The following is a 19,406-nucleotide window of genomic DNA, read 5'->3' on the forward strand; positions in this document are numbered from 1 at the left end:
ACTCGCCGCTGATACCAGCCGGGTCTGACCTCTTGCCCGCAAGGAAGAACCGATGACCACCGCTCCGCTCGCCTCCGTGCTCTTCGTCTGCGTCCACAACGCCGGTCGCTCCCAGATGGCCGCCGGATTCCTCCGCCGGCTGGCAGGCGACCGCGTCGAGGTCCGCTCCGCGGGTTCGGTTCCGGGCGACCAGGTCAACCCGGCGGCGGCCGAGGCGATGAGGGAGGTCGGGGTGGACATCTCTGACCAGAGGCCGAAGGTGCTGACCACCGAGGCCGTCCAGGCGTCGGACTACGTCATCACCATGGGCTGCGGCGACGCCTGTCCGGTCTTCCCCGGCAAGAACTACCTGGACTGGGCCCTGGAGGACCCGGCCGGCCAGGGCGTCGAGGCCGTCCGGCCGATCCGTGACGAGATCAAGGTCCTGGTCGAGGGCCTCATCGCCGAGATCGACGCGAAGCGGGCGGCGCGACTCCCTTGACCGAACCGAATGCGGGGACCGGGGCGTCGTCCCGAGGCCATCGTCACAGGCTCCGGCCCCGCCGAATGCACCGCCGCCCCCCGCACCGCCCGCGCCCAGCTCAAGCCGCTGCCCTTCAGCAGCTCGATGTTCGCCGGCGGCTCTGCGGGCGGCGATCGGGCACGAAACCGCCGAGCCTCAGCGGCGCCCCGGGGGTGAGCGCGTTCGCGTGTCGTCGGCTGGAGGACTCGTGTCGTCATCCGCGGCCAGCCGGGGGAAGAGGTGCTCCAGAAGGGCGTCCGTGGCGAAGAGGAACGCCACCATGAGGGCGGGCACGAGCAGAGCGAGCAGGACCACGGGACCTCCCTGGGGCGGCCGGCCTGTGGGGCCGATGGTGCTGTTTCTCAGGATGGGACCGAATGGCGTAGTGCGCATGTCGCCGCGTCCCGTCGGCACGGTTTCCCGCCCCGTACTGCGCAGGTGGGTAGGCTCGCAGGCGGCGCCAGCCACGCCGCGCCTCAGTGCGGGCGGACGGTGTGCCCCGAGCCCCGAGCCGACGGGGAGCCTGCCCTGCCCGCCGCGTGCCCGGGCCGCCAGCGCGATGTCACCGGCCGACCCGGCCGGTACCGCACCAGGCTGACCACCATTCGGCGTCCGTGAAGGCAAGGGGCATGCGTCGCCTTACAACCAGCGCGTACGCCCGCCGAACGAGTGAAAATCGGCGGTGCATCGGATCGGGTGGGACAGGTCGATCACGGTCGGGGGACGCTGGTGCGCATCCGCCCCGCCCGATGCCCCGCTGCCGGCTGCAACGGGGTTCGGGAGGGTCGGAAAAGCTCCCCTTTTTCTGCCACTCCCGCAGAAGCGGCCGATTCCCGGGACGCTGCACGCCGTGCCGCCGAACCCGGCCATCGACTTCGCCTCTCTGGGGCTGGAGCCGGCCACCGAGCGACGGTCGCTGCACGCGAGCGGCCGGGGCGTCATCAAGAAGGACGCCACCCCGTCGGCGGCTTCGACGTGCGCCCAGGGCGAGTTGCAGCGAATACCGCGTTCCAACTGTTCACCGCGGGGAGCAACGTAGAGTCACGATCATGGAGACATTGACCGGAACCCCACCGATCAGGCACCGGCGAACCCCCACGCCGCCGATGACATGCCGGCCACTCAGCCGGTCGGCTGGTGCGGTCTGACCCAGGCCGCCGTCACCGGGTATCTGCGTGGGGCCATGGCCAGTTCGACGTCACGCAGCCGCAGTACCGGATACTCAACCGCGTGAACGGCGGCCCTGCGGCGCCGAGTCGCGAGGAGGTCGTCGCGCAGCTGACACACCTTGCCGACGGACCGCACGAAATCGCCAGGGGCATCGACCAGTTGCTCCATCGCGAATGGCTCCGACTCGATGACGGGCAGCGACTGCACCTGACAGATGCAGGGGACATCGCCAGAGCGAGGATCCGTGAGCTGGCTACTGAGATACGCGCCGCGGTCCACCGGGGTATCAGCGACGCAGCATAGGTGGCCGCGCTCAAGGTGCTGCGCGAGATGGCGGCCAACGTGGAGGGCGACGATATTCCGTCCTGATCTTGCGATCTCCTCACGGAGCCGACCAGGAACGATGCGGCCATCGCGTGATCATCGGTTGGCATACGGCCTGTATGGGCCACCGCGCGGCCACCTCCACCGCCTCCGCGAAGCCCTCCACAAGCTCCGCTCCCCCGCACCACCCGCCACCCGCCACCCGCCACCAGTGCCACGGCGAACCGGCCCCAGTCCGGGCGCGCGACCACACTGCGACCACCACGCCCCGGGACGCACCAAAGGCCGTCCTCTCGTGGATGAGAGAACGGCCTCCGACCTGTGTTTCCGCACAGTCGGGACGACAGGATTTGAACCTGCGACCCCTTGACCCCCAGTCAAGTGCGCTACCAAGCTGCGCCACGTCCCGATGCCCGTCTCCGCGGGGTTTCTCCCGCGTCGGCGTGCAGGGAAAACATTACCTCACTCCGCAGGGCGGGATGACGCACGGGCTGTCACCGCGTCGGGGTGAGGAGGTCGGCGCCGCAGGTGGCGGCCAGGGCGGTGGCCTCGGCGAGGGCGGCGGTGGAGCCGGTGGCGTGCGCGAGGTCGAGGCGGGCGCGGGCTTCCTCGTAGCGGGACGGCGACGCGGCGAGGTGCTCGACGGCCCGCTCCAGGAGGCGGCGGGACTCGGGTGGGTCGGCGAAGAGGGCCAGGCAGCGGAGGGCTTCGCCGAGGGCGGTGTGCGTGCCGAGGCGTTCCGCGTGGCCGAGGGCCTCGTGGGCGATCCGGGCCCCGCGGTCCGGGTCGGTGGGCGCGAGGGCGCGGGCGAGGTCGAGCGGCCAGGGCGCCCAGACGATGTGGTGGCGGCCCCGGACGGCCAGCGCCTCGGCGGCGCCCTCCAGGGTGGACACGGCCTCGTCGACGCGTCCTTCGGCGAGCAGTAGCCGGCCGAGGACGCTGGGGCCGTCCGGCAGGACGATGGCGCCGGGCCAGGGCGGGCCGAAGGCGTACCGGTCGGCGACCTTGCGCGCCTCGGCGGTACGGCCCCGGGCGACGAGGGTGTCGACGAGGAGGCAGGCGGTGTCCCAGTGGACGGGAAGGCCGTCGCCGACGCGGTCGGCCAGCCGGAGTCCCTCCTCCAGGTGCTGCTGGGCGCGCGGCAGGTTGCCGCGGCGGCGGTGGACCAGGCCCAGGAGGGTGTGGGCGAAGGCGAGGTGGGCGCCGCTCCAGCCGGAGATCTCGAAGGCGCGGACGGCCTCGGTGAAGAGGGCCTCGGCCCGGTCGGGACGGTCGGCGAAGGCGTACGCGATGCCGGTGAGGGCCGGGATCTCGAACCCCCAGACGGGGTCGGTCCAGCCGAGGCCGCGGGCGGGCGCGCCGTCGACGAGGGCGAGGTCGCAGAGCCGTACGACCTCGGCGGCGGGTTCGCCGCGCATCATCGCGTCGAAGCCGCGGATGGTGATGAGGGCCCGTTCGGAGTTGTCGGCTCCGGTGAAGCCCGCGGTGAGCTCGGCGAGGCGGCGGGATCGGTCCGGGCCGTCCGCCTCGGCCGCCTGGAACCCCTCGTACATGAAGTGCGCGGCCTGGAGCCGTCGTCGGCCGGTGCCGGGCGGCGTCCGGGCGTGTTCGACGGCGGCGGCGCGCGCGGCCTCCTGGAGCTGGTTGTTGTGGGCGAGGGCCTGGGCGAGCCGGTAGGTGGCGTCGATGCGCAGTTCGTCGTCGAGGCCGGGCAGGTCGAGCGCGGAGCGCAGATGGCGGACGGTGGCGGCGGGCGCGGTCAGCAGGGAGGCGCAGCCGAGTTCGTACAGGACCCTGGCGTACGTGTCGGGGCCGGGCGGTTCGGCGAGCGCCCGCTCCAGGCAGCGGCGGGCCGCGTCGGGGGCTCCGACGGCGAGGTGTTCGACGGCGGCGGCCCGCAGCCGGCTCACCACGTCCTGGTCGTCGTCCGGGTGGACTTCGAGGAGGTGGCGGGAGACGGCGGCAGGTCCGTGGCCGGCCTCGGTGAGCGCCCAGGCCGCGAGTCCGTGCAGGGCGGTCCGTACCGCCGCGGGCACGGAGCCGTACACGGCGGTCGCGATGAGGGGGTGGGTGAACTCCAGCGGGGGGACGGGCGCGAGGGCGAGACCGTTCCGGCCGGTCGGCGCAGGCGACACGATCCTGGCGGCCCGGAGGCGTTCGGTGTCCTCGGCGACCTGCTGCGCGCTCGTGCCGGTGAGGGCCGCGAGGAGTTCGGGCGTGCTGTCCGCGCCGAGGATCGCCGTCGCCCAGGCGAGGCGGGTCGGACCGGTGCCGAGCTCCTCCAGGCGGGCGACGAGTCCGCCGCCGCGGGCCGCGGCGCCGAGGTCGCGGAGGAGGCCCGCGGAGCCGGCGACGGGTTCGAGCATCCGGTCGCGGGCGTTGGCGAGCAGCTCGACCGTCTCGTACGGGTTGCCGGAGGTCACCGTCCACAGTTCCTGGCAGAACGGCTCGTCCGCGTGCTCGCCGAGCGCGTCCCGGGCGAGGGCGGCGGTGGCGCCGGAGGTGAGGGCGTTCAGGCCCAGGGTGAGGACGGCGCGGCCGGCGAGCGCGGCGAGCGTCGCGTGCGCGCCGGGTCCCTGCGGCACCCGGACGAACGGGCGGTGGGCGAGGACGACGAGGACGGGCAGCCGGCCGTCGGGACGGGTCCGGGTGAAGGCGTCGAGCCAGGCCAGGGATTCGGCGTCGGCCCAGTGGACGTCGTCCACGAGGAGGACCGGGGGCCGGTCCCGGAGCCGGTCCGCGAGACGGTCCAGGAGCCGGGCGAGGCCCAGCAGCACGCCCTGCGGGTCGGCGGGCGCGTCCGAGGACGGCGGGGCGATGCCCAGCGCCGGGGCGAGCAGGTCGAAATGGTCGTCGAAGAGGTCGCGCACCTCGTCGGCGTCGAAGCCGTCCAGGGCGGGCTGGAGGAGCTGGCGGGTGAGGTGGAAGGGGACGGAGGTGAGGGTCTCGCCGCCCCGGGCGGTCAGGACGGTGCATCGGTCCCGGGCGGTGCGGTGTATCTCGGCGAGGAGGGCGGTCTTGCCTATGCCGGGCTCGCCCCGGTAGACGAGGATGCCGCCGCGGGCGGGGCCGCCCGCCGTCGCCCCGGCGACGAGTTCGTCGACGGCGTGCGCGGCCGCGGCGAGCTCCGAGCCGCGCTCGAGGAGGCCGCCACGCTCCGCGTCGGAGGCTGCCCGCGCGAACGGCGTTGCGGGCGGCGACTGTTCGGGATCGGTCGGCACCGGTGACTCACTCCCCACACGAACTGTTGGTATGACGCGTCCGGCACCACCCGCGCGGACCGGAACAGCGCCGGACCGTCGAGCCTAGCGCTCGTGATCGTCCGTGGGGCGACAATGGACGGGTGAACCGGACAACGGGTGACCAAGACGACGAGCGTGCTGACGGGCGCGGCAGGGATCGCGACGAGGAGGGGCGTGCCCGCAACGCCCGTCCGCGCGACGGTCTCGGTCGTCCGCTGCCGTACGGGGCGGAGGGCGTGCCCCGGCAGCCCGAGGGGGTCGTCCGCGGGCCCGAGGAGACCGTGCGCGAGGCGCAGCGGCTGCTCGACGCCGGGATGCCCTTCCACGCGCACGAGGTCTTCGAGGACGCCTGGAAGTCCGGCCCGGAGGCGGAGCGGGACCTCTGGCGGGGGCTCGCGCAGCTCGCCGTCGGTCTGACGCACGCGGCCCGTGGCAACACGGCGGGCGGGGCCAGGCTGCTGCGCCGGGGCGCGGACCGCCTCGCCGGCGGGAGCCCGGTCCCCGACGCGTACGGGATCGATGTCGGCGGACTCGTCGCCTGGGCGCGGGAGTTGGCCGAGCGGACGGAGGGCGGGGCCGAGGTGGACGCCGCCGCGCAGGCGCCCCGGCTACGCCCCTAGGGGCTGTCTGACCATTGGCGTCGGATCAGGCCGGGCCGTGCGGTGCGTGCGATCGGGGCGCCCTAGTAGCGGAGCTACGTGGCGTTTCGGCGTGCCGGAGGGGCTACGGGGGGGGTGCGTGCCGGGCGGGCCGGACCCGACGGGAATCGTCAGACAGCCCCTAGGGCACGGCGCAGTACGGAGGTGTGGCCGGCCGATGGGTCCTTCGCGGCCGTCAGGAGGGTGACGGTCTCCCGGGCCGCGAGGTCCCGGAGCCGGCCGAGCGCCGCGGCGGCGTCCGGGGCGTCGAGCTCGGCCTCGTAGCGGCGGCAGAACTCCTCGTACGTGCCCTCGGGGCCGTGGTACCACTGGCGGAGTTCCGTGGAGGGGGTGAGCGCCTTGGGCCACTCGTCGATGCGGGCGTCCGTCTTCTTGAGGCCGCGCGGCCAGAGCCGGTCGACGAGGACGCGGACGCCGTCGTCGGGTGACGGCTCCTCGTAGACGCGGCGGACACGGACGGCGGGGGTGCGTGCGGCCATGCCTCCAGGGTGCGGGACGGGGGCGCGCCGGACCTCCTACGACGCGCGGAGCGGGGACGGGAGCCATGACGCGGCGCGGGGGCGGGGCTCACGAGGGGACCCTCGGAGCGGCGTGCGAGGCGGCTCAGCCCTCGACGCCCAGGGCCGGGAGGAGGACCGCGTCGACGAAGGTGCGTATGGCCGAGGCGTCCGCGAAGCGCTCCTCGAAGAGCCGCTCGACGCGGAGCATGCCCATGAAACCGGGGGCGACGAATCCGATCGCCGGGTTGTCGGCGTCGACCTCGCCGCGCTCGACCGCGCGGGCCACCACGGCGTCGATGGCCGCGACCTCGGGGGCGATGACGGTCTCCCGCAGGGCCGCGCGCAGGTCGGGGTGCTGGATGTAGGCCTGGGCGACGGCCTCCATGAGTTCGGCGTCCCGCTCGCGGCGGGAGGCGGCGACCCGGGCGGCCTCGCGCAGGTCGCCGGCGAGGGTGCCGGTGTCGATCCCCGTGAAGACGGTGCAGCGGCGCTGTGCGAGGGCGGCGGTCACGAGCTGCGCTTTGGTGCCCCACTGCCGGTAGAGCGTGGCCTTGCCGCACTTGGTGCGGGCGGCGACGCCCTCCATGGTCACCGAGTCGTAGCCGCCTTCGCGGAGGAGGCGGAGCACCGCGTCGTAGAGCTCCGTCTCACGCTCCGGCGTGATCTTGCTGCGACGGGCTGCCGCGGTCGCGGCCTGTGTGGACATCGATCCCTCCCGGACACCTCTGTCTCTGCACATACGAGAGTAGGGGGTGCACAATCGAGACGCAAACGTATCGAGACGCTTGCGTCTCGCTGAAATCGGATCTAGGCTCACTCCGTTTGCTGGCGATTTGACGGATTAGAGGGCCGCGCGATGGCTGTCGGGATACCCGGGACACGAGAACGACGTCCCGCAGGACCGGGGGCGCCCGCCACCCCCGGCCCCGCCGGACACGACGGGACCGACGCCCCGGAGGCCGGGCCCGGGTCCGGGCGGCCTCCGCTCCTGCGCGAGTTCCTCCTCGTCACCGCGCTCTTCCTCGTCTACAAGTTCGGCCGGCTCTTCGCCAACGGGCACGAGACCCGCGCCTTCCGGAACGCCGACCGCGTCTGGGACGCCGAGCGCGCGATCCACCTGCCGGGCGAGGGAACGATCCAGCACCTGCTCCTGCACGGCGAACCGCTGGTACAGGCGGCCAACACGTACTACGCGGCCGTGCACTTCCCGGCCACCCTCGCCTTCCTGGTCTGGCTGTACTGGCGCCGGCCCGCGCACTACCTGTGGTCGCGTCGGGTGCTGGCCCTCGTCACCGGCGCCGCGCTGGCGCTGCACCTGCTGATGCCGCTCGCCCCGCCCCGGATGCTCGCCGCCTCCGGGCTCGTCGACACGGCACGCGTCTACGGCCCCTCGGTCTACGGGGCGACGCCGGAGACGGACTCGATGGCCAACCAGTTCGCGGCCATGCCGTCACTCCACTTCGGCTGGGCCCTGATGGTCGCGATCGGCCTGATCGCCGCCACCCGCTCCCGGTGGCGGGTGCTCTGGCTGCTGCACCCGCTGCTCACCCTGCTCGTCATCGTCGGCACCGCCAACCACTACTGGTTCGACGCGCTCGCCGCCGCCGCCCTCCTCGGCCTCGCGCTGCTCGCCGTCCGCGCCCCCGGCCGCCGGACGGCGCCCCCACCCGTACCGCGCCCGCTCGGCGCGGCGCCCCTCACGGTCGGAGCCCTGCGATGAACCCCGCCGCCGGCACCGCGCTCGCGGTGCTCCTCTCCCTCGTCTCCGCCGCCGGGTACGCGCTCGCCGCCGTCGCCCAGGCCCGGCTCGCCGCCGCCTCCCCCGCCACCCCCGACGGGCGCGGCGCGCTGCGCGCCCTCCTCGCCCGCGGGCAGTGGTGGTGGGCGGTCGGGCTCAACGCGGCCGGAGCCCTCGCCCACGTGGCCGCCCTTCACTACGGGCCGCTGACGCTGGTGCAGCCGCTCGGCGCGCTGACGCTGGTGGCGGCGCTGCCGCTGGGGGCGTACTGCGCGCGCCGCCGGGTGACCCGTACGGAATGGCGCGGAGCGCTGTGGACCCTGGGCGGGCTGGTCGGGCTCGTGGCCGTGACCGGGCCCGCGGCCCCCGGCGAGGCGCTCAGCCTGCGCGAGTCGCTGGCCGTCGCCGCGGCGACGGCGCTCCTGATCGCGGCCCTCGCCTCGGGCCGCCGCCACGGGAACGGCGGGCGGGCCGGACGCGGACTCGGGCACGCCACGGCGTCCGGGATCGCCTCCGGCGTCGCCTCGGCGCTCACCCAGACACTGACGGCGGCCCTCGCGCTCGACCTGCCCGGCACCGAACCGACCTGGTGGCAGACCGCGCTGCTCGCGGTGCTGATATCCGGCTTCGCCACCGGCGGCCTGCTGCTGTCCCAGGCCGCCTATCGGGGCGGGCTCGCGGCGCCGCTCGCCGTCGTCAACCTCTCCAACCCGGCGGCCGCCGCGGTGATCGGCGTGGCCCTGCTCGGCGAGACGTTCCGGGCGGGCGCCTGGGGCTGGCTGGTAGCGGCCGGCGCCTCGCTGGTCGCGGCACGGGGCGTAATCCTGCTGACGAAGGGCGGGCCGGCGGCGCCGGAGGCCGTACCGGCGACAAAGGCCGCAACGGCTCCGGTGTCGGCGGTGGAGTCCGGGGCTTCGAGCTTGGTGCCGACGACGCCTCCCGCGCCGGCTGGGCAGGCGGGGGCGCTGCTCGCGGGCATACCGGCGCCTTCGCCCCGCGCGACCGATCTGGGCGCTCCGCAGGGTGAGCCGGTGCCGACGCCGGTCGCGGGGTGAGGACGAGCCTCTTAGAATTCGTCACCTTGACGACAACCCCGAGACCCCCTATCGTCAACATGACGACAAGGGGGTTTCCATGGCCGACATCACCCGGCGGGCCGGCTGGCGCCATCTGCGCTCCGCGCCCACCGCCCACATCCGCCACCAGCGCCGCGGCCGACTCGTCCACGACGGCGAAGGGCTGAGCTTCTGGTTCCGGCCGCTCACCGCCGCGCTCTCCGAGGTGCCGGTGAACGACCGCGAACTCGCGATGGCCTTCCACGCCCGCACCGCCGACTTCCAGGACGTGAGCGTGCAGTCCACCGTCACGTACCGGATCGGCGATCCGGGCGCGGCGGCCACCCGGCTGGACTTCTCCATCGACCCCGACACGGGCGCGTGGCGCGGCGCCCCGCTGGAGCAGCTCGCCACCCTCCTCACCGAGACCGCCCAGCAGCACGCCCTCGACGTACTGGCCCGCACGACGCTCGCCGCCGCGCTCGTCGACGGCGTGGCGGCGGTACGGGACCGCATCGCGGCCGGACTCGCCGCCGAGCCCCGCCTTCCGGACACCGGCATCGAGGTCGTCGCGGTCCGGGTGGTCGCGATCCGCCCCGAGCCGGAGGTCGAGCGCGCCCTGCGGACCCCCGCCCGCGAGCAGATCCAGCAGGAGGCCGACCGGGCCACGTACGAGCGGCGCGCGGTCGCCGTCGAGCGGGAACGCGCCATCGCCGAGAACGAGCTCGCCAGCAAGATCGAGCTCGCCCGGCAGGAGGAGCGGCTCGTCGAGCAGCGCGGCACCAACGCCCGCCGGGAGGCCGAGGAGAACGCTGCCGCCGACGCGGTACGGGCCGAGGCCGAGGCCGTACGGAAGGTACGGCTCGCCCGTGCCGAGGCGGAGGCGGCGCGGGAGGTCGGCGAGGCCCGCGCCGGAGCGCAGTCCGCTTGGCTGCGGGCACACGCGGAGGCCGACCCGGCGACCCTGCACGCCCTGGCCGTGACCCGCGCGGCGGAGAACCTGCCGCGCATCGAGCACCTCACGCTCTCCCCCGACGTGCTGACCGGGCTGCTCGCCAGGCTGGGCGGCGAGGGAGGGGCGCGGCCGTGAGTCTCGCGCCGCGCGCGGTGCTCGTGCACCGGACCACGGAGTACGAGGAGTTGCTCGCCCGGCACGGTACGCACGGGCAGGCCTCGTTCTTCCTCTCCGCGCGCGGCCGCTCGGTCGACGAGGTGCGCGAGCGGCACGAGCGCGCCAGGCGGGCGCTCTCCGAGGTGGCGGGAGCGGTGCCGCTGACGTGGCGCCAGACCCGGGTGGAGCGCGCCGATCTGGACCGCTTCCTGTTCGGACCCGAGGACGTCGTGGTCGTGGTCGGGCAGGACGGGCTGGTCGCCAACGCGGCGAAGTACCTCACGGGGCAGCCCGTCGTCGGCATCGACGCCGACCCCGGGCGCAACCCGGGCGTCCTGGTCCGGCACCGGCCGGACCGGGCGCGGCGGCTGCTCCCGTACGCGGCGGGGGCGGGGGCGGCGGTCGACGAGCTGACGATGGTCGAGGCGGTCACCGACGACGCGCAGCGGCTCCTCGCCCTGAACGAGATCTACGTCGGTCCCCCCGGCCACCAGACCGCTCGCTACACCCTCGGGCTCGACGGCACGGAGGCCCCGCCGGAGCCCCAGGCCTCCTCGGGCGTCCTGGTCGGCACCGGCACGGGCGCCACGGGCTGGCTCCGGTCCCTGTGGGAGCAGCGCGCCAGTACGCTCGCCCTGCCAGGACCGGCGGACGCGCGGCTCGCCTGGTTCGTCCGCGAGGCCTGGCCGTCGCCGACGACCGGCACGAGCCGGGTGGAGGGGCTCCTCGACGCGGGCGCCGCCCTGAGCCTCACGGTCGAATCGGACCGCCTGATCGCCTTCGGCGACGGCGTCGAGTCGGACGCCCTGGAACTGACCTGGGGCCAGACGGTCCATCTCACCACGTCCTCCACCCGCCTCCGCCTGGTCCACTGAGCGGGGACGAGCAGGCCGGCACCCCCGTCCACCGCGCGGCTGGAATCGTTCGGTCGGGCGGGCCCGGGGGACGCCGCGCCGTTATGCTCGGCGCGCTCTGCCCGGGCGCCTGGCGACCGGGCTCCGCCCGCCCCCGGCCGTCGAAGGGCAGCCCATGATCTCCGTCTCGTCCGCCACGCCGCAGGAGTGGGCGCTCGTGCGTTCCTGGGCCGCCGAGGAGGGCTGGAACCCCGGACTCTCCGACGTTCCCTCGTTCTTCGCCCAGGATCCCGCCGGCTTCTTCCTCGGACGGGTCGACGGGGAGCCGGTCTCCGCCATCTCGGTCGTGAACTACGACGACTCGTACGCCTTCCTCGGCTTCTACCTCGTCCGCCCCGAACTCCGCGGCCTCGGGCACGGACTGGCCACCTGGCGGGCCGCGCTCGCCCACGCGGGCGGCCGGGCCGTCGGGCTCGACGGGGTGCCGGCGCAGCAGGACAACTACCGGCGCTCCGGATTCGCCACGGCGTACCGCACCGCGCGGTACGTGGGCGAGGTCCCGGCCCCGGACCGCCCCGTCGCCGGCGTGGTGGCCGCCGAGCGGGTCGATCCGGCCGTCCTCGCCGCGTACGACGCCGTCTGCCACCACGCCGACCGGCCCCGGTTCCTGCACACCTGGCTGACCACTCCCGGCCATCGGGCGCTGGCCCGCGTCGTCGACGGGCGATTGACCGGATACGGGATGGTTCGTCCCGCGGAGGACGAGGCGCGGGTGGGGCCGCTGTTCGCGGACACCCCGGCGGACGCGGCGGCCCTGCTCGACGCACTCGCCGCCGCGGCACGGGAGTTCGGCGCGGCCCGGATCGCGGTCGACATGCCGGAGGCGAACCCGGCGGCGGCGAGGCTGGCCCAGGAGCGCGGTCTGGAGCCGACGTTCGAGACGGCCCGGATGTACACGGGCCCGGTGCGCCCGGTCGCGCGGGACCGCGTCTTCGGCGTCACCACGCTCGAACTCGGCTGAGATCTCGGCGTCACCACGCCCGAAAGCGGCTGAATCGTCGGCGTCCCAAAGGGCTCGAACCCGGCTGAATCGTCGGCGTCACCACGCTCGAAACCGGCTGAAGCACCGGCGCCCCACGCTCGAACCCGGCTGACACCACCGCCCTCCGCGCCGTCGGCCGACGGCCTCCCCGCCCGCCCCGCGCCTTCGCTTCCGGTCCCCTCGCGCCCTCCCCTCACCGGACCCCCGCCGCCCGGTGAGGGGTGACAAGGGTTTTCCCCGTATCGGGTTCATCCCCCCGTTCCCTACTGTCCTCCGCACCGGCAGATATCATCCCCCGAGCGCACCCTGACAGGTGCATGCGGAGGGTGCTGTCCGCCGGTGACGGCCTTGACCCGGGCCGTCGCGCCGGTGGCGGCGCACGGGCCCCCCAAGCCCAGGGAACGGCGGATGCGACCCCACTTCGCCCCGCGCGTCCCGCGCCGCCGCCACTGCTCCGCAGTTACGTCGTACTCGAAAGGGCCACACCTTGAACGGTTCCAGGCGGAGAGTCATATCCGTGGTCGCGAGCGCCGCGATCCTCGGCGCCGCTGCCACGACCTCCGGTGCGTTCGCCGCCGCCCCGGTCGCTGCCACCCCGAAGCCGGCCCCGGCTTCGCAGACGATGCGGGCGCTCCCCAGCGCCCCCGTCGAGAAGGTGATCGTCACCTACAAGAGCCGGGCCGCCGAGGCCGGTTCCAACACCGCCGCGAAGAGCGACACCGCCGAGAAGGCCGCGAAGACGGGCGAGAAGCTCTCCTTCGAGCGCCGCCTCGCCGGCGGTGGCGCCCTCGTCGACCTGGGCGACAGCGCGACCAAGCAGGACGTGACGGAGGTCATGGACGCTTTCCGCGCCGACCCGTCCGTCGCCTCGGTCGAGCCCGACATCCGCGCCTACGCGATGGCGGTCACCCCGAACGACACCGACTACGCCAAGCAGTGGGACCTCTTCGAGCCCACCGGCGGCATGAACGTTCCCGCAGCCTGGGACAAGACGACGGGCTCCGGCGTCACCGTCGCCGTCATCGACACCGGCTACGCCGCCCACTCGGACCTGGCGACCAACATCGTCTCCGGCTACGACTTCATCTCGACCTCCGCCGACGCGCGCGACGGCAACGGCCGCGACGCGGACCCGAAGGACGAGGGCGACTGGAACGCCACCGCCGGCGAGTGCGGCACGGGCTCCACGGCCTCCAACTCCTCCTGGCACGGCACCCACGTGGCCGGCACCATCGCCGCCGTCACGAACAACACCAAGGGCATCGCGGGCATCGCGTACAACGCGAAGATCCAGCCCGTGCGGGTGCTCGGCAAGTGCGGCGGCTCGTCCTCCGACATCGCCGACGCCATCACCTGGGCCTCCGGCGGCACCGTGCCGGGCGTCCCGGCCAACCCGAACCCCGCCAAGGTCATCAACATGAGCCTGGGCGGCGCGAGCTCCACCTGCCCGAGCGTCTACCAGACCGCGATCAACGGCGCCGTCTCGCGCGGTACCACCGTCGTCGTCGCCGCGGGCAACAGCAACGCCAACGCCTCCGGCTTCACCCCCGCGAACTGCTCCAACGTCATCACCGTGGCGTCGACCAGCCGCGAGGGCAACCGGTCGTACTACTCCAACTACGGCAACATCGTGGACGTGGCCGCCCCCGGCGGCGAGACCCGTCGCTCGACGGACACGCCCGGCACCGTCACCACCCCCGAGAACGGCATCTACTCCACGCTGAACTCGGGCGCGACGACCCAGACGACCGAGACGTACAAGCCCTACCAGGGCACCTCGATGGCCGCGCCGCACATCGCCGGCCTGGCCGCCCTGCTGAAGTCGGCCAAGAGCACCCTCACGCCGGCCGAGATCGAGTCCGCGATCAAGAACAACGCCCGTCCGCTGCCCGGCACCTGCACCGGCGGCTGCGGCACCGGCATCGCCGACTCCGCGAAGTCCGTGGACGCGGTCCTCAACACGACCCCGCCGACCGGCACCGTCTTCACCAACGCGACGGACGTGCAGATCCCGGACAACACCACCGTGTCGTCCTCGATCGCCGTCACCGGCCGCACGGGCAACGCCCCCGCCGCCCTCAAGGTCGGCGTGGACATCAAGCACACCTGGCGCGGGGACCTGGTCGTCGACCTGGTCGCCCCCGACGGCACCGTGCGCAACCTGAAGGCCTCCTCGTCCTCGGACAGCGCCGACAACGTGATCGCCACCTACACGGTCGACGCGTCGAGCGAGGTCGCCAACGGCACCTGGAAGCTCCAGGTCCGCGATGTGGCCTCGGGTGACACCGGCTACATCGACTCGTGGAGCCTCACCTTCTGACGCACCACCGCACCACCCCTGAACCACCCCCCACATCAGCATCATTGCTGGTCAGCGACGCGCCCGTGGTCTACACCACTGGCGCGTCCTGGCGTTGTGGGAGCGCGCACGCGGCAAGCCCGCTGTCCGTATGCCGGACAGAGGGCCTGGACTGTGCCGGTGGGCTCCGTATTCTCTGCGCACGGGGTTCATGGGCCGGGCCCCGCGGGGCCGGAGGTGGTGGACAGTGACGACAGCTCCACAGAGCCCTGCCCCGGTGGGCCGGGAAGAGCTTCTGACCCGGCTCGAACGCGTCCTCCACATCCGGGGCCGCGCCCTGCTCACCGGACCCGCCGGCGTCGGAAAGACCGAGGTCGCGCTCGCCGAGGCCGCCCGCGCCGAGGCGCGCGGCGAGACCGTGCTGTGGCTCGCGACCCTGCCGTCCGACCGCGAGATACCCGGTGCGGCCGCCGCCGCGCTCGTGGCCTCGGTGGCGGCGACCGTGACCTGGCCGGGGCTCGGCACCAGCCGTCCCGAACCGCCCGCCGTGCCCGCCCACGCCCTCCCCGCCGCCGCCGAGCCGTACCTGCCGGGAGCGGCGGCCGGGGCCGACCCGGGCCCGCCCGGCTACGGCGCCCCCGGCGCCCTCACCTCCGGCATCCTGACCTCCGGGGTGCTCAACTCGGGGATCTTCTCGTCCGGGGTCTTCGACCAGCTGCCGGGCCCCCAGCGCACCGCCGTCGCCATGCTCTGCCGCGAGGCGCCGATCGACGCGGGCGGCTGGGACCCGATCGCGCTGCGCCTCGGCATCGCCCGGATCCTGCGCGCCCTGACCTGCGGCGGCCCGGTCCTGCTCGTCGTCGACGGGGTCCAGCACGTCGACGCGGACAGCGCGGACCTGCTCCGCTTCGCCCTCCACCTGGCCCCGCCCGCGCTGCGGGTGGTGGCGGTGGAGACCCCCGAGCCGTACGCCGAGGCCTACGAGCCGTACCGCGAGAGCCATCGCTCCGAGGACCCGCACGCCGCGCACCTCTGGGTGCCGTCGGAGGCGGACGTGCTGCGCGTCCCGCCGCTCCAGGCCGACGAGATCGCCGAACTCCTCATCCACCACCGGCTGCCCTCGCGGATGGCCGGCCGGATCCACCGCGCGAGCGGCGGCAATCCGCGGCTCGCGCTCGCCGTGGGCCGTTCGCTCGCCGACGCGCGGACCCCGGTGCACCACGCGGAGGCGCTGACGCTCTCCGGGCGCGCCCGCGACCTCGCCCGCCAGCTCCTGAGCGCCGCGCCCCCTGCCGTACGCGAGACGCTGCTGCTCGCCGCGCTCGCGCTGCGCCCCTCGGCCACGCTGATACGCCGCGCCGGGCGGCCCACCGCGGAGGCGGACCTCGCCGCGGCCGAGCGGGCCGACCTGGTGTCGCTCTCCGAGGACGGTTCGGTGACCTTCACCGCCGGGCTGCTGCCCTCCACGCTGGTGCACGACGCCTGCTGGGCCGAGCGGAGCGCCGGGCACGCGGCCCTCGCGGAGGTCGTGGACGACCCCGTCGAGGCGGTACGCCACCGGGCGCTCGCCACCGAGCGGCCGGACGAGGAGCTCGCCGCCGAGGTCGCGGCCGCCGCCGATCTGGCCCGGCGGCGCGGGAACAGCGCGCTCGCGGCCGAACTGGCCCTGCTCGCCGCCGAGTCGACGCCCGGCCGGCACGGGACGCGGCGGATCGCGCGGCTCGTCGACGCCGCCGAGGAAGCCGCCCGCGCCGCCCGCGCCGACCTCGCCATGCGGGCCGCCACCGATCTGCTCGCCCGGGACGCGGTGCCGTCCGACCGGGTCCGGGCCCGGCTCGCCGTACTCGACACGGCGGGCCAGGGACTCACGGGGCTCGACGAGATGTACGTCCACGCCATGGAGGACTCCGAGGGGGACACCGCCCTGCGGGCCGCCGTGCAGCTGCGTCTGGCCGTCAAGTACGTTCTCGCGGACGGCGATCCGGAGCGCTCGCGGTCGGCGGCGGTCGAATCGGCCGCACTGGCGGCCTCGATGGGCGATCCCCGGCTCGCGGCGCAGGCCCTCACCGTGCAGGCGCGGATGGAGCGGGCCCTCGGCTTCCCGGACGCCGAGGCCGTGCTCGCGCAGGCCCGCGCCCTGGAACTGGCCGAGCGTCCGCTCGGGATCCGCAACGCCGCCCAGATCCTGACGATTCGTCATGCCCTCTTCGACGACCGGCTCACGGACGCCCGGGACGAGCTGAACGCGCTGCTGCCCCTGGTGCAGCGGCGCGGCTCGGTGGAGGACACCATCGAGCTGTTCTCCACGCTCGCCGCGATCGAGTCCCGCAGGGGCGCCTGCGCGGCCGCCCTCGCGCACGCCGGGCAGTCCCTCGCGCTCACCCTGGAGGCGGGCCTCTCCCCCGGCCCGGCCTGGTACACGCTGGCGCTCGCGGAGACGGCCGGCGGCAGCTTCGCGCGGGCCGCGAGCTACGCCCGCCGCAGCGTCCAGGCCTCGGAGGAGGAGGGCGACCGCGTCTTCCTCTCCCGCAGCCGGTACGCGCTCGGCCGCGTCCAGCTCATCAACGGCGAGCCCGCCGCCGCCCTGGAGACCCTGCGGCGGGTCCAGGCCGACGAGCGGGCCCAGTCGACGGTGGACCCGTCGATGCTGCGCTGGCACGAGGAGCTGGCCGAGGCGCTGCTCGCCCAGGACGCGGGCGACGAGGCCCTGGCGCTCCTCGCGGAGGTACGGCCGGTGGCGGAGCGGCTGGGCCGGTCCACGGTCCTGCTGGGCTGCGACCGGGCGTACGCCCTGTGCCTGGCGGCGGAGGGGCGGACGGACGAGGCGGCCGAGCTGCTCACCCGTACGGCCGAGAGCTTCGGCCGGTCCGGGCTGCCGCTGGAGCGGGGCCGGGCGCTGATCGCCCTGGCCCGGGTCGAGCGGCGCCGCCGGCGCCGGTCGGCGGCGCAGTCCGCCCTGCACGAGGCGGCCTCGGTGTTCGAGCGGGCCGGGGCGGCTCCGTGGCTGGCGCTGGCGAGCGAGACGCCGGCGGGCGAGGCCACCGGTCCCGGCGGGGGCGGCGAGGAGTCGGTGCCCGCGCTGTCCTCGCTGACGGAGGCGGAGCTGCGCCTGGCCCGTCTGGTGGGCCAGGGCGCGAGCAACCAGGAGGCGGCGGCGAAGCTGTACCTGAGCGTGAAGACGGTGGAGGCACGGCTGACCCGCATCTACCAGAAACTCGACGTCCGTTCCCGCGCCCAGCTGGCGACCGCACTGCGCCCGTGAACGGGAGGGGGCGACCCCGATCGCGGTACGCCGCCCCCACCCCCCGGGCGCCCCCGCACCCGCACGACCGGCCCCACCGGAACCCCCCGCCGACCCGCCCACCCCGATGCCCCACCCACGGCAGCCCCGCGCCGAGGCCCCGACGCGCGGCGCCCGAGGGACAGGCCCTAGACCTCCGTCGCCGCGCCGAACCACTCGGTCAGCCGGTCGGCGAGGTCCTCCTGGTCCTCGCCGACCCAGACGACGTGCCCGTCCGGCCGCAACAGCACGGCGGGCGCGTCCAGTTCCTCGCTGACGTCGACGACGTGGTCGACGCGGTCCGCCCAGCCCTCCACCGAGAGCCGGCCGGTCTGGTCGAGCAGCAGGCCGCGGCCGGCGTGCGTCAGCTCGTAAAGGCGTCCCCGCTTCAGCGGCAGGTCGCGCAGGCGCCTGCCGAGGAGTTCATGGCCCTCGCCGAGCTCGTAGCGGACGTCGACGGCGGTGATCATGCCGGTCACGTACCGGTTCACCTCCTCGAAGTCCATCAGCTTCGAGAACAGCTCGCGCAGCGCGGTCGCCCCGGGGCCGGTGCCGAGCAGCGTCATCTGAGCGCGGGTGTTCTCCACCACGCGGGCGCCGACGGGGTGGCGTTCGGCCTCGTAGGTGTCGAGGAGCCCTTCCGGTGCCCAGCCGCGGACGGCGGCGGCCAGCTTCCAGCCGAGGTTGAACGCGTCCTGGATGCCGAGGTTGAGGCCCTGGCCGCCGGTCGGCGGGTGGATGTGCGCCGCGTCACCGGCCAGGAACACCCGGCCGACCCGGTAGCGCTCGGCCTGCCGGGTGGCGTCGCCGAAGCGGGACAGCCAGCGCGGGGTGTGCACGCCGAAGTCGGTGCCGGCGTAGGCCCGCAGCCGGTCCTTGAACTCGTCGAGGGTCGGCGGAGTCGTGCGGTCCTCGGCGACGCCGTCGGCGGGCACCACGATGCGGAAGAGCCCGTCCCCGAGGGGGGTGGCGCCGAACCGCAGCTGGGTCTTGCGGACCTCCGCGACGACGGCGGCGATCGTCTCCGGGTCCGCGGTCACCTCCATGTCGCCGAGAAGCGTCTCGACCGTGGCGGGCTCGCCGGGGAAACCGACGCCGAGGAGCTTGCGCACGGTGCTGCGGCCGCCGTCGCAGGCGGCGAGGTAGCGCGAGCTCAGCTCGGTGCCGTCCGCCAGCTCGACGGTCACCCCGCCCTCGTCCTGGCGGAGCCCGACCACTTCGCTGCCGCGCCGGATGTCGGTGCCCAGTTCGAGCGCGCGCTCGTGGAGCAGCCGCTCGGTGACCGGCTGCGGCGTGGCGAGGCCGTAGGGGTGGGCGGTGTCGAGCCGCTCGGGCCACGGCTTCATCACGCCGCCGAAGAGGCCGCCGGCCTGGAACCTCTCGCTGACCTCGGTGAACCGCTCCAGGAGGCCCCGCTGATCCATCATCTCGACGCTGCGCGCGTGCAGGCCCTGTCCGCGGGACTCCCGGGTCGGCTCGGCCAGCCTCTCGAGGACGACCACCTCCACGTCGTGCAGCCGCAGTTCGCTCGCCAGCATCAGGCCGGTCGGTCCGCCGCCGACCACGATCACATCAGTCATTTGCACGCCCCGTTTTTCCGCGGTTCCTTGCTTCGAACGGAGATTCTGCG

14 protein-coding genes, 1 tRNA gene and 1 pseudogene are annotated in these 19,406 nt (G+C 74.6%); 9 read left to right on the forward strand and 7 right to left on the reverse strand.

Annotated elements, in window-relative coordinates; all coding sequences use genetic code 11:
- The first annotated feature begins 52 nt into the window (after window positions 1-52).
- The gene (locus tag ACZ51I_RS08990; protein WP_468872947.1) at window positions 53-481 is read left to right on the forward strand and encodes an arsenate reductase ArsC; all 429 of its coding nucleotides are present in this window, start codon (window positions 53-55) and stop codon (window positions 479-481) included.
- A 177-nt stretch (window positions 482-658) separates the two neighbouring features.
- Here ACZ51I_RS08990 and ACZ51I_RS08995 read toward each other — a convergent pair whose 3' ends face one another.
- The 4 genes and pseudogenes from ACZ51I_RS08995 to ACZ51I_RS09010 all read right to left on the reverse strand — a co-directional run bounded on the left by ACZ51I_RS08995 (window position 659) and on the right by ACZ51I_RS09010 (window position 5,217).
- Window positions 659-817: a hypothetical protein gene (locus ACZ51I_RS08995; protein WP_468872949.1), complete on the reverse strand. Its 159-nt coding sequence runs from the start codon at window positions 815-817 to the stop codon at window positions 659-661.
- Window positions 818-1,624: 807 nt separating this feature from the next.
- Complete coding sequence (locus tag ACZ51I_RS09000) at window positions 1,625-1,879, reverse strand: hypothetical protein (protein WP_468872951.1); 255 nt, start codon at window positions 1,877-1,879, stop codon at window positions 1,625-1,627.
- Between the two features lie 452 nt (window positions 1,880-2,331).
- Window positions 2,332-2,405, reverse strand: a tRNA-Pro gene (locus tag ACZ51I_RS09005).
- A gap of 53 nt (window positions 2,406-2,458) precedes the next feature.
- Window positions 2,459-5,217 (reverse strand): annotated as a pseudogene (locus ACZ51I_RS09010) (ATP-binding protein).
- Window positions 5,218-5,339: 122 nt separating this feature from the next.
- On the opposite strand from ACZ51I_RS09010, the gene ACZ51I_RS09015 reads away from it, so the two are divergent.
- Window positions 5,340-5,858 carry a DUF309 domain-containing protein gene (locus ACZ51I_RS09015; protein ID WP_468872953.1) on the forward strand — a complete coding sequence of 173 codons (519 nt, stop codon included), beginning with the start codon at window positions 5,340-5,342 and terminating at the stop codon, window positions 5,856-5,858.
- A 149-nt stretch (window positions 5,859-6,007) separates the two neighbouring features.
- On the opposite strand, the gene ACZ51I_RS09020 is transcribed toward ACZ51I_RS09015, so the two are convergent.
- Both ACZ51I_RS09020 and ACZ51I_RS09025 read right to left on the reverse strand, forming a co-directional pair.
- A complete protein-coding gene (locus ACZ51I_RS09020; protein ID WP_468872955.1) occupies window positions 6,008-6,376 on the reverse strand; it encodes a DUF488 domain-containing protein in 369 nt (122 codons plus the stop codon).
- 124 nt (window positions 6,377-6,500) lie between these two features.
- Window positions 6,501-7,103 (reverse strand): TetR/AcrR family transcriptional regulator, encoded by a 603-nt coding sequence (locus ACZ51I_RS09025; protein WP_468872958.1) that lies wholly within the window; start codon window positions 7,101-7,103, stop codon window positions 6,501-6,503.
- A 150-nt stretch (window positions 7,104-7,253) separates the two neighbouring features.
- Here ACZ51I_RS09025 and ACZ51I_RS09030 point away from each other — a divergent pair, with 150 nt between their 5' ends.
- From ACZ51I_RS09030 to ACZ51I_RS09060, 7 genes are all read left to right on the forward strand, one after another.
- Entirely contained in the window at window positions 7,254-8,117 is an 864-nt protein-coding gene (locus ACZ51I_RS09030; protein WP_468872961.1) for a phosphatase PAP2 family protein, read from the forward strand.
- Window positions 8,114-9,190 (forward strand): DMT family transporter, encoded by a 1,077-nt coding sequence (locus ACZ51I_RS09035; RefSeq protein WP_468872964.1) that lies wholly within the window; start codon window positions 8,114-8,116, stop codon window positions 9,188-9,190. Before ACZ51I_RS09030 ends, ACZ51I_RS09035 begins: the two co-directional genes overlap by 4 nt.
- Before the next feature lie 79 nt (window positions 9,191-9,269).
- Window positions 9,270-10,280, forward strand: a complete 1,011-nt coding sequence (locus ACZ51I_RS09040; RefSeq protein WP_468872966.1) for an SPFH domain-containing protein — start codon at window positions 9,270-9,272, stop codon at window positions 10,278-10,280.
- Entirely contained in the window at window positions 10,277-11,176 is a 900-nt protein-coding gene (locus ACZ51I_RS09045) for an NAD(+)/NADH kinase (RefSeq protein WP_468872969.1), read from the forward strand. The genes ACZ51I_RS09040 and ACZ51I_RS09045 overlap by 4 nt, the downstream gene beginning before the upstream one ends.
- 154 nt (window positions 11,177-11,330) lie before the next feature.
- Window positions 11,331-12,176 carry a GNAT family N-acetyltransferase gene (locus tag ACZ51I_RS09050; protein WP_468872971.1) on the forward strand — a complete coding sequence of 282 codons (846 nt, stop codon included), beginning with the start codon at window positions 11,331-11,333 and terminating at the stop codon, window positions 12,174-12,176.
- 538 nt (window positions 12,177-12,714) lie between these two features.
- Window positions 12,715-14,517 carry a S8 family serine peptidase gene (locus tag ACZ51I_RS09055; protein WP_468872973.1) on the forward strand — a complete coding sequence of 601 codons (1,803 nt, stop codon included), beginning with the start codon at window positions 12,715-12,717 and terminating at the stop codon, window positions 14,515-14,517.
- 190 nt (window positions 14,518-14,707) lie between these two features.
- Window positions 14,708-17,758 carry a helix-turn-helix transcriptional regulator gene (locus ACZ51I_RS09060; protein WP_468872975.1) on the forward strand — a complete coding sequence of 1,017 codons (3,051 nt, stop codon included), beginning with the start codon at window positions 14,708-14,710 and terminating at the stop codon, window positions 17,756-17,758.
- 167 nt (window positions 17,759-17,925) lie between these two features.
- Here the strand turns inward: ACZ51I_RS09060 and rox are convergent, their stop codons facing one another.
- Window positions 17,926-19,356: a rifampin monooxygenase gene (gene rox, locus ACZ51I_RS09065; RefSeq protein WP_468872977.1), complete on the reverse strand. Its 1,431-nt coding sequence runs from the start codon at window positions 19,354-19,356 to the stop codon at window positions 17,926-17,928.
- Window positions 19,357-19,406 lie beyond the last annotated feature (50 nt).

Source organism: Streptomyces sp. NPDC034084, from assembly GCF_055575535.1.

Bases quoted from the DNA above. Each gene is read 5' to 3' on its own strand.
- ACZ51I_RS08990 (WP_468872947.1), top strand. From the start codon at position 53: ATGACCACCGCTCCGCTCGCCTCCGTGCTCTTCGTCTGCGTCCACAAC.
- ACZ51I_RS09020 (WP_468872955.1), bottom strand. From the start codon at position 6,376: ATGGCCGCACGCACCCCCGCCGTCCGTGTCCGCCGCGTCTACGAGGAG.
- ACZ51I_RS09025 (WP_468872958.1), bottom strand. From the start codon at position 7,103: ATGTCCACACAGGCCGCGACCGCGGCAGCCCGTCGCAGCAAGATCACG.
- ACZ51I_RS09030 (WP_468872961.1), top strand. From the start codon at position 7,254: ATGGCTGTCGGGATACCCGGGACACGAGAACGACGTCCCGCAGGACCG.
- ACZ51I_RS09035 (WP_468872964.1), top strand. From the start codon at position 8,114: ATGAACCCCGCCGCCGGCACCGCGCTCGCGGTGCTCCTCTCCCTCGTC.
- ACZ51I_RS09040 (WP_468872966.1), top strand. From the start codon at position 9,270: ATGGCCGACATCACCCGGCGGGCCGGCTGGCGCCATCTGCGCTCCGCG.
- ACZ51I_RS09050 (WP_468872971.1), top strand. From the start codon at position 11,331: ATGATCTCCGTCTCGTCCGCCACGCCGCAGGAGTGGGCGCTCGTGCGT.
- ACZ51I_RS09060 (WP_468872975.1), top strand. From the start codon at position 14,708: ATGGGCCGGGCCCCGCGGGGCCGGAGGTGGTGGACAGTGACGACAGCT.
- rox (WP_468872977.1), bottom strand. From the start codon at position 19,356: ATGACTGATGTGATCGTGGTCGGCGGCGGACCGACCGGCCTGATGCTG.